Genomic DNA, 14,090 nt, shown 5'->3' with positions numbered 1-14,090 from the left:
GGATAGGACGACGTCAGGTCACCGCCCGAAGCGGAGGAAGAGGCTGACGTCCCGCCGGGACGCCGGGCGCGAGACCGAAATCTCCTTCTCGCTGGATGTCGTGACGGAATTGCTGCCGTTTCTCACTACGGAGACCGTCAAATGGGCCTAGAGTCCGCGCATGTGAGTGAGAGTTCCAACCTCCCCGTGCGAGGACGCGCCGTTCGACCCTCCGGCAGGCACCGCAGGCCCGTGCCCTCCCAGCTGCCGCCGGAGGCACCCGCGCTGGTGTTGACCACACTCGGCGACGCCTCAGGCGTCATCGCCGAGATCGCGGCCCTCATACGGGCGGACAATCCGCAGATCCAGGTCCGTCTCGCCGGTCTCGGCGAGGATCCCAAGGAGCTCACCGCCGAGTTGGAGGCCGCCGCCCGCGAGCGCCCCGAGGACGGCACCGCCGCCATCGTGGTTCCGCTGCTGACCGGTCCGCATCCGGTCGCGGACCGGCTGATCTCCATGGCGGTGGCGACGAGCGGGGTCTCGGTGACGGTCACCGACTCCCTGGGGCCACACCCGCTTCTCGCCGAGGCCCTGCACATCCGCCTCGCCGAGAAGGGCCTGGCACGGGCCGACCGGGTGCGGCTGCTCAACGTCTCCAGTCCGGTCGACGCCATCATCCTCGCCACCGTCGGCGGCGAGAACGCCGTGTCGGAGGCACAGCCGACGGCCGTGCTGCTGGCCTCACGGCTGACGCTTCCCGTGCTGGTCGCCTCGCTGGACAGCGCGCCCGGCGTCGCCGAAGCCGCCGAACGGCTGCGCGGCATCGGCGCCGAGCGCATCGCCCTGTCCCCGTGCGTCGTCGGTCCCGAGGCCGCCCCGGACCTCGCGAGCGCCGCCGCCGCGGAGATCGGGGTCGACTGCGCCGGCCTTCTCGGCTCGCACGAGCTGATCGCGGCCCTGGCCGCCCGCGCCTACGGGAGCATCCTGTCGGCCGACTGACGCCTTCGCCGATCGACGAGGTCGATATCCTGCTGAGCGATAGGGACTATCCGTATTCCTCAAAGGGGATCGATCATGCCGTTCACGCTGTTCGGAAAAGAGCATGTCGAGCGTTACCTGGCGACCGACGGCGCGGAGGGTCACGAGTGGCAGGGCACCGTCACCCTGCTCCTGACCACCACGGGCCGTAAAAGCGGTGAGCGGCGGGAGACGCCGCTCATCTACCAGCGTCACGGCGACGACTACCTCGTGGTGGCGTCCAAGGGCGGGGCCGACGCCCCGCCCGCCTGGTATCTCAACCTTCAGGCGAACCCCGAGGTCGAGGTCCAGGTTCTGGGAGACCGGTTCACCGCGAGAGCACGCACCGCCACCGCCGCGGAGAAGCCCGAACTCTGGCAGATCATGACCGCGACCTGGCCGGCCTACGACGAGTACCAGACGAAGACCGCCCGGGAGATCCCCGTGGTCGTGCTGGAGCGCGTTTCCTCATGATCCGGGCCTGAGACGCGGGCCGGAACCGGTGTCCGCGTCTCAGACCTCCAGCCAGACGTAACCCGCGAAACGCCCCGTCCTGGCATCCCTGCGGTGGGAGAACAGATCGGCGGTCTCGATGGTGCACCGGGCGTCGTGGGTGATCTCCGAGACGCCCGCCTTGGCCAGCTGCGAGGTGATCGCGGCGCGCAGGTCGAGCGCGGGGGTCTCCTGGCGGGTGACCGACCAGGCCTCGGGAAGCGTCATCGCGACCTCGTCCCGCATCTCGGCGGGGACCTCGTAACAACCGCCGCACGCCATCGGGCCGATCAGAGCGGTCATTCGCGCCGGCTCCGCGCCGCGCCCGGCCATCTCCGCGACCAGAGCGGGAACCACCCCGGAGACCGTGCCGACCCGCCCCGAGTGCGCGGCCCCGACCAGACCCGCCTCCGGGTCGGCCAGCAGGACGGGGGCGCAGTCGGCGCAGAGCGCGGCCAGGCCGAGGCCGGGCACGTCGGTGCAGATCCCGTCCAGCGGGGGCGGGTCGTCGCCGAACGGCTCGCTCACGTAACGGACGTCGGCGCTGTGGACCTGCCGCATGAACACGACCCGGTCCAGACCGAACTCGGCGGCGGTCCTGGCCCGGTTGGCGGCGACCGCGTCCGGGTCGTCCCCGCATCCGCCCCCGAGATTGCGGCTGCCGTACGGCTCCGCGCTGGTGCCGCCGTGACGGTCGGTGATCCTCATCTGAAAGCTCACGACACGACCCTACTGGTCTCAGGAACCCCGCTCATGGGACGTTCGTTGCACAGGCACGCAGATCATCTAGAGATTGCGAGTGTCATGGCACAGGTTGTGTACGACCGGAAGGAACAGTTCCAGCAGATCGAGAGCGGCCTCATGCCGGGTGAGCAGATCATCGCCGTCTACGACGCGGTCGGCACCGGCACCGGCTTCCTGGGGCTCACCGACAAGCGCGTGATCGTGCAGGACAAGTCCTTCGTCGGCAAGAAGATCGCCATCACGAGCATCCCCTACTCGAAGGTCTCAGCGGTCAGCGTGGTGAGCAACAAATCCCTGGTCGGCTCGTTCTTCTCCTCCGGCGCCATCGCCATCCACGTGGGAACCCACACCTACGAGGTGGAGTTCCGGGGGGACAACAAGGCCCACCACGTCCACAACGTGATCCTGCACTTCATCACCGGCTGATCGACCGGTACAGATCCATCGTCCGCTCGGCGATCCGCTCCCAGGAGAAGTGCTCCACGGCGCGGGCCCGTCCGGCCGCGCCCATCCGCCCGGCGAGGCCGGGATCGGCGAGGAGCCGGTTGACCCGCTCGGCGAGGTCGGCCGCGAACCGATCCGGATCGTGCGGGGTGCCGTCGGCGCCCTGGTCGATCGGGACCAGCAGACCGGTCGAGCCGTCGGCCACGACCTCGGGGATGCCGCCGGTGGCGGTGGCCACGACGGCGGTCTCGCAGGCCATCGCCTCCAGGTTCACGATGCCCATCGGCTCGTAGACCGAGGGGCAGACGAACACGGTCGCGTGGGTGAGGATCTGGATCACCTCGGGGCGGGGAAGCATCTCCGAGATCCAGATGACGCCGTCCCGTTCCAGGCCCCGGACGAGCCCGGTGACCTCGGCGGCGATCTCCGGGGTGTCGGGCGCGCCCGCGCAGAGCACCAGCTGGGCGTCGGGGTGGAAGTCCCTGGCGGCGTGGAGCAGGTGGACCAGGCCCTTCTGCCGGGTGATCCGGCCGACGAAGACGACGTACGGCCTCCCCGCGTCGATGCCGTGTCTCTCCAGAACGTCCGTGCCCCGGTCGGGGGCGTACTCGCCGGTGTCGATCCCGTTGTGGATCACCGAAACTTTTTCCGATGAGATTTCGGGATAGTTCGCGAGCACGTCGCGCCGCATTCCCTCCGATACCGCGATGATCGCGTCGGCGCTCGCCAGGGCACCGCGCTCGGCCCACGATGACAGTGTGTAACCGCCGCCCAGTTGCTCGGCCTTCCACGGCCGCAACGGCTCCAGGCTGTGCGTGGTCACCACATGCGGCGTGCCGTACAGCATCTTGGCGACGTGACCCGCGAAATTGGCGTACCAGGTGTGGCTGTGCACCAGATCCGCGCCCTCGCAGCCGGCCGCCATCTCCAGATCGACCCCGAGAACCTGGAGCGCGGCGTTGGCCGTCTCCAGCCCACCGGGCACCCGGTAGGCCTCGACGCCATGCTCGGGTCGTGACGCTCCGAAACAGCGCACCCGGGCGTCGGCGAGCCGGCGCAGCTCCCGGGAAAGGTATTCGACGTGAACTCCTGCCCCTCCGTAGACGTCGGGGGGATACTCACGGGTCAGCAGATCCACTCGCATACGATCAGCTTAGTGTTTCAGCCCTGCTCATCAGGTTAAGGTCCACTTATGAAAGTCCTCGCGATCGTGCTCGCCGGCGGTGAAGGCAAGAGGCTGATGCCTTTGACGGCGGATCGAGCCAAGCCCGCGGTGCCGTTCGGGGGGATCTACCGGCTCGTCGACTTCGTGCTGTCGAACCTGGCCAACGGTCACTACCTCCAGATCGTCGTGCTGACGCAGTACAAGAACCACAGTCTCGACCGGCACATCTCCCGAACCTGGCGGCTGACGGCGATGCTGGGCAACTACGTCACGCCCGTTCCCGCCCAGCAGCGGCTCGGACCGCACTGGTTCTCCGGGTCGGCCGACGCCCTGTTCCAGAACCTGAATCTGATCTACGACGAGATGCCGGACCACGTCATCGTGTTCGGCGCGGATCACATCTACCGGATGGATCCCCGGCAGATGGTGCAGCAGCACGTCGAATCAGGCGCCGAGGTGACGGTGGCCGCGATCCGGCAGCCGATCTCGCTGGCCGACCAGTTCGGGGTGATCGAGACCGATCCGGCGGGGCGCAAGATCGTGGCCTTTCGCGAGAAGCCGAAGGACGCCGTCGGACTGCCGGACGCGCCCGACCAGGTCTACGCCTCGATGGGCAACTACGTCTTCAAAACCCAGGCGATGCTCGACGCGCTCAGGGAGGACGCGCTCGACCCCACCAGCAAACACGACCTCGGCGGCAACATCATCCCGATGATGGTGAAGTCGGGCAGCGCCGAGGTGTACGACTTCGCCGACAACGTCGTGCCCGGCTCCACCGAGCGCGACCGGGGATACTGGCGGGACGTCGGGACCCTCGACGCCTACTACGAGGCCCACATGGACCTCATCTCGGCGCACCCGGTCTTCAACCTCTACAACGGCCAGTGGCCGATCTACACCGGCCACGACCCGCTCCCTCCGGCGAAGTTCGTGCACAACGACGGCGACCGGGTGGGCAGGGCGATCGACTCGCTGGTCTCCGCGGGCGTGATCGTCTCCGGTGGGCTGGCGGAGCGCTCCATCCTCTCCCCCGGCGTGGTGCTGCACTCCCACTCCCAGGTCGAGGACTCGGTGCTGATGGGCAACGTGAAGGTGGGCCGCGGCGCCATCGTCCGCAGGGCCATCATCGACAAGAACGTGATCATCCCGGACGGCGCCCGGATCGGCTTCGACCTCGAATACGACCGCAGCCGCTTCGCGGTGACCCAGAACGGCATCGTGGTCATCGGCAAGAACGAGATCGTCGAACGGTAGCCCCGGAGCCCGATCCCCTACGGGGTCACCTCCCTGGCGCCGTCCCGCGCCAGGGGAAGCGCGGGGCCCGTCGTTCCATGAAGGCGGCGACGCCTTCGGCGACCTCCTCCCGTGACTCCTCCTGCCATCGGCGAAAGCGCGCCTCGTCGGCCCGGCCGTCCACGATCTCCTTGGCCGCGGCCAGGGTGAGCAGGGAGCGGGTCGCCAGCGTGCGGGCGAAGCCGTACACGCGCTCGGACAATGCCTCGGGCGCCAGGACCTCGTCCACCAGTCCGGTTCGGAGGGCACGGCCGGCGTCGACGAGTTCGGCGGAGAAGAGGAGGAACTTGGCGGTGGACGGGCCGACGAGGTCGACGAGGCGGCGGGTGGAGCTCAGCGGGTAGACGACGCCGAGTTTGGCCGGGGTGATGCCGAGACGAGCGTCCTCGGCGGCGAAGCGCAGGTCGCAGGCGAGGGCGAGCTGGCAGCCGCCGCCCACGCAGAAGCCCTCGATCATCGCGATCACCGGCTTGGGGAACGCGGCCAGCGCCCGTTCGGCGGTGACGGTCAGTCCCGTGTCGTCGCCGGCCTCGGAGAGCCCGGCGATCTCCGAGATGTCGGCCCCCGAGCAGAAGGTGCCCTCCGCCCCCGTGAGCACGAGAACGCGCACGCCGGAATCGTTCTCCAGCGCCGCGAGCAGGCCGGGCAGAGCACGCCACATGGCCACGCTCATCGCGTTGCGTTTCTCGGGGCGGTTGATCCGCAACGTGGCGACGTGGTCATCGACGGACAGTTCGAAACCGGCGGGAATCTGCACGAGATAGATTCTCCCGGGGCGTTCGTATGATCATGCGGGCAGCCCCCGGACCCGAGAGGCCCGGACGCCGCGACCGCGCTATCCGAGGTGGGGCCCCGCGGTCGCCTAGGCCGACCTGCCGTCAGCGCTCCCGTCGCTCTCCGAGGGCCGCGCCTCGCGAACCCCTCCCCCTCCGGCGAACAGCCCGGACAGCATGCCCGCCGCCTCATCCGGGGCGTCGACCCGGAACCGGGGCAGCGCCTCGGGGTATTTGTCCCGGATGAACTTCACCATGTGCTCGCGCATGTCGCACTTGAGGTCCCAGGCGCTGGGAGAGTCGGCGGCGCTCATCAAAGCGCGCAGCTCCAGCAAACCGTTGGGAAGGGTGTCGGTGACCTGCAGGGTCCAGTCCTTCTGGTCCCACAGCGGGTGTTCGCGCAGCGCCCGGTAGAGCTCGGCGCGCAGCTCGTCCACCGGCACCGACCACTCCAGGCGGAGGAACACCGCGCCGATCACCCGGCTGCCGTGCCGGGTCCAGTTCTCGAAGGAGTTGGACGTGAAATAGGAGACCGGCAGCACCAGGCGGCGCTCGTCCCACAACCGCACGACCACGTAGGTGAGGCTGAGCTCCTCGATCCGGCCCCACTGCTCCTGGATCACGACCACGTCGTCCAGGCGGAGCGCGTCGCTGAAGGCCAGCTGCAGCCCGGCGAGCAGGTTGCCCAGGGTGGACTGGGCGGCGATACCGACGACCACGCCGGCGATGCCGGCGGAGGCCAGCAGTCCGGCGCCGAGCGCGCGTACCTGGGGGAAGGTGAAGAGCATCGCGCCCAGCGCCACCACGATGATCACCGCCGAGGCCACCCGGCGGACCAGGGTGATCTGGGTGCGGATCCGGCGAGCCCGCCGGTTGCCCTCCCCCTCGACGGCGACCAGCCGGTCCAGCACCACGTCGGTGACCGCGAAGGCGGCCTGGATCACCAGCCAGGAGACGCCGCCGATCATGGCCAGGCTGAGCAGCCGCTGGATCAGCGGGCTGATCGAGTCGTCGGCCATGCCCGGCTCGTAGACCGCGTAGGCGGTCACCACCGCCGCCGTCATGAACGCCGGCCAGGTGCAGCGCCGCACGAGCGGCGCGGCGAGGACCCACTTCTCACCGATCAGCCGCCACCGTAACGCCCGCCTCAGCAGCTCCACGATCACCACGGCGAACAGCACGGACGTGAGCAAATAGATCCAGCTGGACACTGACGGCGTCCCCCTCGTCGTCTCTACCCCTGACGGGCCAGACTCACCAGGTAATCAGAAGGACTCGTCGAAGGAAACACTCCCCTCGACCGCCACCTGGTAGGCCGAGACCCGCCGCTCGAAAAAGTTAGCCAATTCCTGCACATCCTGAAGCTCCATAAACGCGAACGGGTTGGCCGTGCCGTACCGGACGGGCATCTGGAGCCGGACCAGCCGCTGGTCGGCGACGTATTCCAGATACTGGCGCATCTGGTCCACGCTCATCCCGAACAGCCCGTCGCCGCAGAGATCGGCCGCGAAGGCGAGCTCGGCCGCCACCGCCTCCTCGATCATCCGCGTGACCTGCTCGCCGAGCTTGTCGTCGAACAGCTCCGGCTCCTCCGCCCTCACGGTCTCCACCACGCTGAAGGCGAACTCCATGTGCATGGACTCGTCGCGGAAGACCCAGTTGGTCCCGGTGGCCAGGCCGTTGAGCAGACCCCTGGACCGGAACCAGTAGACGTAGGCGAAGGCGCCGTAGAAGAACAGGCCCTCGATGCACGCGGCGAAGCAGATCAGGTTGAGCAGGAACGCCCGCCGGTCCTCCCGCGTCTCCAGCCGGGTCAGGTCGCCGAGCGAGTCGATCCACCGGAAGCAGAACTCGGCCTTGTTCCGGATCGAGGGGATGTGCTCGATCGCGGAGAAGGCCTGGACCCGCTCCTCATGATCGGGCAGGTAGGTGTCCAGGAGGGTCAGGTAGAACTGGACGTGCACGGCCTCCTCGAACAGCTGCCTGCTGAGATACAGGCGCGCCTCGGGGGCGTTGACGTGCTGGTAGAGGTTCAGCACGAGGTTGTTGGCCACGATCGAGTCACCGGTCGCGAAGAACGCGACGAGGCGGTTGATCAGGTGACGTTCCTCGGGCGTCATCCTGGCCAGGTCGGCCAGGTCGGAGGTGAGGTCCACCTCCTCCACGGTCCAGGTGTTGCGGATCGCGGCCCGGTAGCGCTCGTAGAACTCCGGGTACCGCATGGGCCGCAGCGTGAGGTCCATTCCAGGGTCGAGCAACATCAGGGCAAAGCCTTTCCTGAAAAAAAATGCCTACTGGCAGGCGTCGCAGTACTCGGGGTTCTCCAGGGAGCACGCGACGGCCTCGGGGTCGAGCACGGTCTGCGCCGCCTGGGCCGCGGGCGCCTGCACGGTGGCCTGCGAGATCCGGGTGGCCGGGCGCGAGCGCAGGTAGTAGGTGGTCTTGAGACCGGACTTCCATGCGTAGGCGTACATCGAGGAGAGCTTGCCGATGGTCGGCGTGGCCATGAAGAGGTTCAGCGACTGCGACTGGTCGATGTACGGCGTGCGCGCGGCGGCCAGGTCGATCAGCGCCTTCTGCGGCAGCTCCCAGGCGGTCCGGTAGAGCACCTTGAGGTCGGCGGGGATCTCGGGGATGTCCTGGACGGAGCCGTCGGCACGCTTGATCGCGTCACGGATCTGCGGGGTCCACAGGCCGCGGGCCTGCAGGTCGCGGACCAGGTAGCGGTTGACCTGGAGGAACTCCCCCGACAGGGTCTCGCGCTTGAAGACGTTGGAGACCTGGGGCTCGATGCACTCGTAGCAGCCCGCGATGGAGGCGATGGTGGCGGTGGGCGCGATCGCGATCATCAGCGAGTTGCGCAGGCCGGTCGTCGCGATCCTCTCCCTGATCGCCGTCCACTCCGCCGATCGCGCGGCGTCGTAGTGGTCGGGGTGGAGCACGCCGCCGGCGGCCCTGGTCTCGTCGTAGGAGGGGTGGCGGCCCCGCTCGACGGCCAGGTCCGCGGACGTGCCGTAGGCGGCGAGGGCGATCTCCTCGGAGATCCGGGTGGACAGCTCCAGCGCCTGCGGCGAGTCGAACGGCAGCCGCAGCGCGAACAGCACGTCGGCCAGGCCCATCACGCCCAGCCCGATCGGGCGCCACTTCTCGTTGGCCGTCCTCGCCTCGGGCGTCGGGTAGAAGCCCAGGTCGATGGTCCGGTCCAGGAACCGCACGGCGGTGCGGACGGTCGCGCGCAGCCGTACCCAGTCGACTCCCTCGCCGGTGAGGTGGGCGGCGAGGTTGATCGAGCCGAGGTTGCAGACGGCGGTCTCGGCGTCGTTGGTGACCTCGAGGATCTCGGTGCAGAGGTTCGAGAGGTGGATGACGTTCTCGGGGCGGGCCGTCTGGTTGGAGGTCCGGTTGGCCGCGTCCTTGAAGGTCATCCAGCCGTTGCCCGTCTGGGCGAGAGTGCGCATCATCCGGCCGTACAGCGAGCGGGCCGGGATCTGCTTGACGAACCGGCCCTCGGCCTCGGCGGCCCGGTAGGCCTCCTCGAACGCGGCGCCGTACAGGTCGGTGAGGTGCGGGACCTCCTTGGGGTCGAACAGCGACCAGACGCCGTCGGCCTCGACCCTGCGCATGAACTCGTCGGGGATCCAGTTCGCCAGGTTCAGGTTGTGCGTACGGCGGGCCTCCTCGCCGGTGCTGTCCCGCAGTTCGAGGAACTCCTCGACGTCGGCGTGCCAGGACTCCAGGTAGACGCAGGCCGCGCCCTTGCGACGACCGCCCTGGTTGACCGCGGCGACGCTGGAGTCCAGCGTGCGCAGCCACGGCACGATGCCGTTGGAGTGACCGTTGGTGCCCCGGATCAGCGAGCCGCGCGAGCGGACCCGCGTCCAGGCGATCCCGATCCCCCCGGCGTACTTGGACAGTCGCGCGACCTGCCCGTAGCGCTCGTAGATGGCCTCCAGGTCGTCCCGGGGAGAGTCGAGCAGGAAGCAGGAGGAGAGCTGGGGCCTGCGCGAGCCGGAGTTGAACAGCGTGGGCGAGCTCGGCAGGTAGGACAGGGTCGTCATGAGCGCGTACAGCTCGGCGGCCTCGTCGACGGTCTCCGACAGGCCGCAGGCCACCCGGAGGAAGAAGTGCTGGGGCCGCTCCAGGACCTTGCGGGTCTCCGGGTGGCGCAGCAGGTAGCGGTCGTACACCGTGCGCAGCCCGAAGTACTCGAAGCGCCCGTCGGCGTCCGGTGCGACCAGCGCGTCCAGCGCCGTGGCGTTGGCGGCCACGAACCGGGCCAGCTCGTCCTGGATGAGCCCGGCCGCGTGCGTCGCGGCGATGGACTCGGAGAAGGTCCGGACCCCGTGCCCGGCGGCCTCGTCGGCGATCAGCTCGGCCAGCATCCCGGCGGCGATCTTGGAGTTCGCCGGATCAGTGATCACCCGGGCGGCGGCCTCGTCGATCGCCAACCGGCGGTCGACCTGGTCGTTCCCGGTCTCCTTGGTGGCGTCGACCAAGGTCTGTGTCACGTTTTACCCCTCGCGTGCTCGTAATTCCCCCGTTGGCTCCCGCCGGAAGGGCGCACGCGTCTGAGAGCGGTTCCGGGCATGCCGGACCGCCTCGTTCCGCGAGCCCTCCCTCGAGGCCCTGGACAGTTTTCATGGTCGCCGGCAGGTTTTCGGACTCACGGGCGCCTTGCTCACGCCTACCGACCGTCGCTTCCCAGGCAAGGTGCGCCCAGTGCTCTCATGACGGTTGTCGTTCCCGTTCACCGCTGCGGGGCAGCCCCGGAGTCTCACCGGGTTCCCTCTTGCCTCGCCCCCGGAAGGGCGAACCAGCAACGAGTGAGGATCCTACATCTAGTGGCGCTTGACGCAACCACCCCTACACCTTGTGCTTGAGGACCTGAGCAGCCCCAGGTCGTAGAGAACCCCGCGGGTGCGTCCGGTCTCGGTGACGAGCCACTGGCGGAAATCCTCGCCGCTCAGATACACCCGGTTCCAGCCGTTGGCCGCGCACACCTCCTGCCAGCGCGGCGTGTCGTCCAGCCTGTCGCACAGGGCGACGGCCTCGTCCCTGTCCTCGGGGCGCATGCCCCGGGGGCCGAGCAGGCCGCACCAGTCGCTGTACTCCAGCCGGACTTCCAGCTCCAGGAGCGTCGGCGCGTCGATCCCGTCGATCCGCTGGCCGGAGGAGACCACCAGGGGTCGCAGGCGGCGCGCGGCGATCTCCTCCTTGAAGGAGCGGGCCGACCCCAGGAGCGCGGCCACCCGGCCGTCGTTGAGTGCCTCGACCGACTCGGCCCAACCGGGATACCCGCTGTATTCCAGCAGCCGGGCGTCCACCCCGAGACACTTGCCGATCATGCCGTAGAGCACGTGGTCGGAACCTCCCGTGAACCGGCCGCCCACCACCAGCCCCGCCGGATCGCGGCGGAGCACCTCGACGAAGTCCTCGAAGGTGCGCAGGGGGGAGTTCGCGGGGACGACCAGGGCCGCCCAGTCGCCGATCAGGCGGGCGAGGGGGGTGGTGGAGTCCACCACGGAGGGGGCGTTCGTGATCTCCGCCCCGGCCACCATCGGCATCCCCGTGAGGAGCAGCTTGCCTTCACTCATGAACGGGCCGTGGTCGGCGGCGAACGTGTTCATCGTGGCGGCGTCCAGACCGCCCGGATGGTTGCTCACTCCGACGGTCCTCGCCAGCTTCGCGTCGATCATGACGGCGGCCAGCGTGCGGGCGGCCAGATCCCAGCCCTGCCCGTGGGCCGTGGGCGCGATGATGGACAGCCTGCCGACCGTGGACGCGCCGGAGTTCCTCGTCGAACCGCACCCCGCGGCGACCATGATCCCCGCGGCGAACGCAAAAAACCCCCGACGGCGCATAAGCGGCCCTTCCCCCAAGATCCCCCTATACTTCAGGTTACTCTCATGTCACTCTCTGTCACATGTTGGGGGGTGTCGTCTCGGCCGGGAGGGGCTCCCCGGCGCGGTGAACACGCGGCGGGGAGCCCGGGGAAGGGGCCGGGAAGGCCAAGTCCCGGAGGCTCCGGGAAGGTCGGCGCCCAGGTCACTCCACCGTGACGCTCTTGGCCAGGTTGCGCGGCTTGTCCACGTCCCGGCCCAGGGCGACGGCGGCGTGGTAGGCGAAGAGCTGGAGCGGGATCGACAGCAGGATCGGGTCCAGCTCGGTCTCGTTCTTGGGCACCACGATGCAGTCGTCGGCCAGCTTGGTGTCGGCCGTACGGTGCCCGACCATGAGCACCCGCCCGCCGCGCGCGCGGATCTCACCCAGTGTGGTGAGGTTCTTGTCCAGCAGCTCGTCGTCGGGGACGATCGCGACGGTCGGCATGTCAGGGCCGATCAACGCCAGCGGGCCGTGCTTGAGCTCGCTGGCCGGGTAGGCCTCGGCGTGCACGTAGGAGATCTCCTTGAGCTTCTGCGCGCCCTCGCGGGCCACCGGATAACCCCGGACCCGGCCCACGAACATCATGCTCGGCGAGGTGGCGTACTTCTCCGCCAGCTCCCTGATCTGGGACTCCAGCGTGAGGATCTCCTTGATCTGGTCGGGCAGCCTGCGCAGGCCCTCGCAGACGCGCCGGCCGTCGGCCGGGGACAGGTCGCGAACGCGGCCCAGGTGCAGCGCGAGCAGGGCGAAGGCCACGGCGGTCGAGGTGAACGCCTTCGTGCTCGCCACCGAGACCTCGGGACCCGCGTGCAGGTAGACGCCTCCGTCGCACTCCCGGGCGATGGCGCTGCCGACGGTGTTGACGATGCCGAGCACCCGCCCGCCCTTGCGCTTGAGCTCCTGGACGGCGGCGAGGGTGTCGTAGGTCTCCCCCGACTGGCTGATCGCCACGTAGAGGGTGTCGGCCTCCACGACCGGGCTGCGGTAGCGGAACTCGCTGGCCGGTTCGGCGTCGGCCGGGATCCGCGCCAGCTCCTCGATGAGCTGCGCGCCGATCTGGCCCGAGTAGTAGGCCGAACCACAGCCGATGATCTTCACGCGGCGGAAGGACCGGGTCTCCCGCGCGTCCATGTTGAGGCCGCCGAGGTGCGCGATGTGGAAGCGGTCGTCGAGACGCCCGCGCAGCGTCCTGGCGACGGTGTCGGGCTGCTCGGAGATCTCCTTGAGGAGGTAGTGCTCGTAGCCCCCGGTGTCGTAGTGGCCGTCCTCCCAGTCGACGGTCAGCGGCTGCTTGGCCGTCTCCCGCGCGTCGCTGGCGAAGGTGTGGAACCCGTCGGCCTTGAGCACGGCGATCTCGCCGTCCTCCAGGTGGACCACCTGGCGGGTGTAGCGGACGAGCGCGGCCACGTCGGAGGCGGCGAACATCTCCTTCTCGCCGATGCCCAGCACGATCGGGCTGCCGTTGCGGGCCACGACCACCTCGCCGGGCCGCTGCGCGTCGATCACCGCGATGCCGTAGGTGCCGACGACCCGCTTGAGCGCCGTCCGGACCGCCTCCTCCAGCGAGTCGACGTCCTGGACGGTACGGGCGATCAGGTGCGACAGCACCTCGGTGTCGGTCTCCGACAGGAAGACCGCGCCGTCGGCCTCAAGCTTGGCGCGCAGTTCGTCGGCGTTCTCGATGATGCCGTTGTGCACGACGGCGATGCGCTCGTCGGTGGACAGATGCGGGTGGGCGTTGACGTCGCTGGGCGCGCCGTGGGTGGCCCAGCGGGTGTGGCCGATGCCCAGGCCGCCCTTGAACCGCGCGGGCACGACGGCCGCCAGGTCGGCCACCCGCCCCTTGACCTTGCGCATCTTCAGGCCCTTGTTGGAGACCACCACGCCGGCCGAGTCGTAGCCCCGGTATTCAAGGCGCTGCAGCCCCTCCAGCAGAATCGGCGCCGCATCCTTCGCCCCTACATAAGCCACGATTCCGCACATCTAGCCGCTCCTTACCCGTAGACGATCCGGCGCAGTTGGCGCAGGGAGAGTTCGGGTGCCGCGACACGGCGAGCCGTCAGCTCGATGGCCACCCGAGGGAAGATCTCTTCGTTGATCAGCCCTTTTGCCTTGAGCTCCGCGTGACGTCTCCGGACGAACTCCTCGGCAGGTTCGGAGAAGTAAGCCAGCACGTCCGCGACGACCCGCGCCGCCTCCCCGGGGCCGAGCGCGCTCGTCCGGGCCAGGTGGGTGATCAGATCCTCATGCGGATGCCATGTCGTGGACACAGAGCAGGACCCTACGCATCACCTTGGCCA

Annotated in this window: 13 protein-coding genes and 1 riboswitch; of the genes, 4 read left to right on the top strand and 9 right to left on the bottom strand. The window is 69.0% G+C overall.

All coding sequences use genetic code 11. From position 1 onward, the window contains the following. Positions 1-162: 162 nt before the first annotated feature. Together J2853_RS04335 and J2853_RS04330 are read left to right on the top strand one after the other, a co-directional pair. Positions 163-978: a sirohydrochlorin chelatase gene (locus tag J2853_RS04335; RefSeq protein WP_307555189.1), complete on the top strand. Its 816-nt coding sequence runs from the start codon at positions 163-165 to the stop codon at positions 976-978. A gap of 75 nt (positions 979-1,053) precedes the next feature. Next, positions 1,054-1,470 carry a nitroreductase family deazaflavin-dependent oxidoreductase gene (locus tag J2853_RS04330; protein WP_307555187.1) on the top strand — a complete coding sequence of 139 codons (417 nt, stop codon included), beginning with the start codon at positions 1,054-1,056 and terminating at the stop codon, positions 1,468-1,470. 39 nt (positions 1,471-1,509) lie between these two features. Here the strand turns inward: J2853_RS04330 and pgeF are convergent, their stop codons facing one another. Further along, complete coding sequence (gene pgeF, locus J2853_RS04325) at positions 1,510-2,196, bottom strand: peptidoglycan editing factor PgeF (protein ID WP_307568594.1); 687 nt, start codon at positions 2,194-2,196, stop codon at positions 1,510-1,512. A gap of 96 nt (positions 2,197-2,292) precedes the next feature. Here pgeF and J2853_RS04320 point away from each other — a divergent pair, with 96 nt between their 5' ends. Further along, positions 2,293-2,658: a PH domain-containing protein gene (locus J2853_RS04320; protein WP_307555185.1), complete on the top strand. Its 366-nt coding sequence runs from the start codon at positions 2,293-2,295 to the stop codon at positions 2,656-2,658. Here the strand turns inward: J2853_RS04320 and glgA are convergent. After that, positions 2,648-3,820, bottom strand: a complete 1,173-nt coding sequence (gene glgA / locus J2853_RS04315) for a glycogen synthase (RefSeq protein WP_307555183.1) — start codon at positions 3,818-3,820, stop codon at positions 2,648-2,650. The two genes, J2853_RS04320 and glgA, sit on opposite strands and share 11 nt — an antisense overlap. Positions 3,821-3,868: 48 nt before the next feature. Here glgA and glgC point away from each other — a divergent pair, with 48 nt between their 5' ends. Beyond that, positions 3,869-5,095 carry a glucose-1-phosphate adenylyltransferase gene (gene glgC, locus J2853_RS04310; RefSeq protein ID WP_307555182.1) on the top strand — a complete coding sequence of 409 codons (1,227 nt, stop codon included), beginning with the start codon at positions 3,869-3,871 and terminating at the stop codon, positions 5,093-5,095. 25 nt (positions 5,096-5,120) lie between these two features. Here glgC and J2853_RS04305 read toward each other — a convergent pair whose 3' ends face one another. The 7 genes from J2853_RS04305 to J2853_RS04275 all read right to left on the bottom strand — a co-directional run bounded on the left by J2853_RS04305 (position 5,121) and on the right by J2853_RS04275 (position 14,060). Further along, positions 5,121-5,891 (bottom strand): enoyl-CoA hydratase/isomerase family protein, encoded by a 771-nt coding sequence (locus tag J2853_RS04305; RefSeq protein ID WP_307555180.1) that lies wholly within the window; start codon positions 5,889-5,891, stop codon positions 5,121-5,123. A gap of 105 nt (positions 5,892-5,996) precedes the next feature. Next, the gene (locus tag J2853_RS04300) at positions 5,997-7,118 is read right to left on the bottom strand and encodes a mechanosensitive ion channel family protein (protein ID WP_307555178.1); all 1,122 of its coding nucleotides are present in this window, start codon (positions 7,116-7,118) and stop codon (positions 5,997-5,999) included. A gap of 54 nt (positions 7,119-7,172) precedes the next feature. After that, positions 7,173-8,168 (bottom strand): ribonucleotide-diphosphate reductase subunit beta, encoded by a 996-nt coding sequence (locus J2853_RS04295; protein ID WP_307555177.1) that lies wholly within the window; start codon positions 8,166-8,168, stop codon positions 7,173-7,175. Between the two features lie 30 nt (positions 8,169-8,198). Then, positions 8,199-10,415, bottom strand: a complete 2,217-nt coding sequence (locus J2853_RS04290; RefSeq protein WP_307555175.1) for a ribonucleoside-diphosphate reductase subunit alpha — start codon at positions 10,413-10,415, stop codon at positions 8,199-8,201. A gap of 123 nt (positions 10,416-10,538) precedes the next feature. Beyond that, a riboswitch (cobalamin riboswitch) is annotated at positions 10,539-10,740 on the bottom strand. A gap of 5 nt (positions 10,741-10,745) precedes the next feature. Beyond that, positions 10,746-11,768, bottom strand: coding sequence for a Bug family tripartite tricarboxylate transporter substrate binding protein (locus tag J2853_RS04285; protein WP_307555173.1), 1,023 nt, complete (start codon positions 11,766-11,768; stop codon positions 10,746-10,748). Positions 11,769-11,952: 184 nt separating this feature from the next. Next, positions 11,953-13,773: a glutamine--fructose-6-phosphate transaminase (isomerizing) gene (gene glmS / locus J2853_RS04280; RefSeq protein WP_307555172.1), complete on the bottom strand. Its 1,821-nt coding sequence runs from the start codon at positions 13,771-13,773 to the stop codon at positions 11,953-11,955. Positions 13,774-13,784: 11 nt separating this feature from the next. Next, on the bottom strand, positions 13,785-14,060 hold the full coding sequence (locus J2853_RS04275; protein ID WP_307555170.1) for a hypothetical protein: 276 nt from the start codon (positions 14,058-14,060) through the stop codon (positions 13,785-13,787). Between the last annotated feature and the right edge of the window lie 30 nt (positions 14,061-14,090).

This window comes from Streptosporangium lutulentum (assembly GCF_030811455.1).
GTDB lineage: Bacteria > Actinomycetota > Actinomycetes > Streptosporangiales > Streptosporangiaceae > Streptosporangium > Streptosporangium lutulentum.
Note: the sequence above shows the minus strand (reverse complement) of the source record. Positions and strands in the feature narration are given on the sequence as shown.

What these genes read in the sequence shown, in the direction of transcription:
- J2853_RS04330 (WP_307555187.1), top strand. Translation starts at nt 1,054, where the DNA reads ATGCCGTTCACGCTGTTCGGAAAAGAGCATGTCGAGCGTTACCTGGCG.
- pgeF (WP_307568594.1), bottom strand. Translation starts at nt 2,196, where the DNA reads ATGAGGATCACCGACCGTCACGGCGGCACCAGCGCGGAGCCGTACGGC.
- J2853_RS04320 (WP_307555185.1), top strand. Translation starts at nt 2,293, where the DNA reads ATGGCACAGGTTGTGTACGACCGGAAGGAACAGTTCCAGCAGATCGAG.
- glgA (WP_307555183.1), bottom strand. Translation starts at nt 3,820, where the DNA reads ATGCGAGTGGATCTGCTGACCCGTGAGTATCCCCCCGACGTCTACGGA.
- glgC (WP_307555182.1), top strand. Translation starts at nt 3,869, where the DNA reads ATGAAAGTCCTCGCGATCGTGCTCGCCGGCGGTGAAGGCAAGAGGCTG.
- J2853_RS04295 (WP_307555177.1), bottom strand. Translation starts at nt 8,168, where the DNA reads ATGTTGCTCGACCCTGGAATGGACCTCACGCTGCGGCCCATGCGGTAC.
- J2853_RS04285 (WP_307555173.1), bottom strand. Translation starts at nt 11,768, where the DNA reads ATGCGCCGTCGGGGGTTTTTTGCGTTCGCCGCGGGGATCATGGTCGCC.
- glmS (WP_307555172.1), bottom strand. Translation starts at nt 13,773, where the DNA reads ATGTGCGGAATCGTGGCTTATGTAGGGGCGAAGGATGCGGCGCCGATT.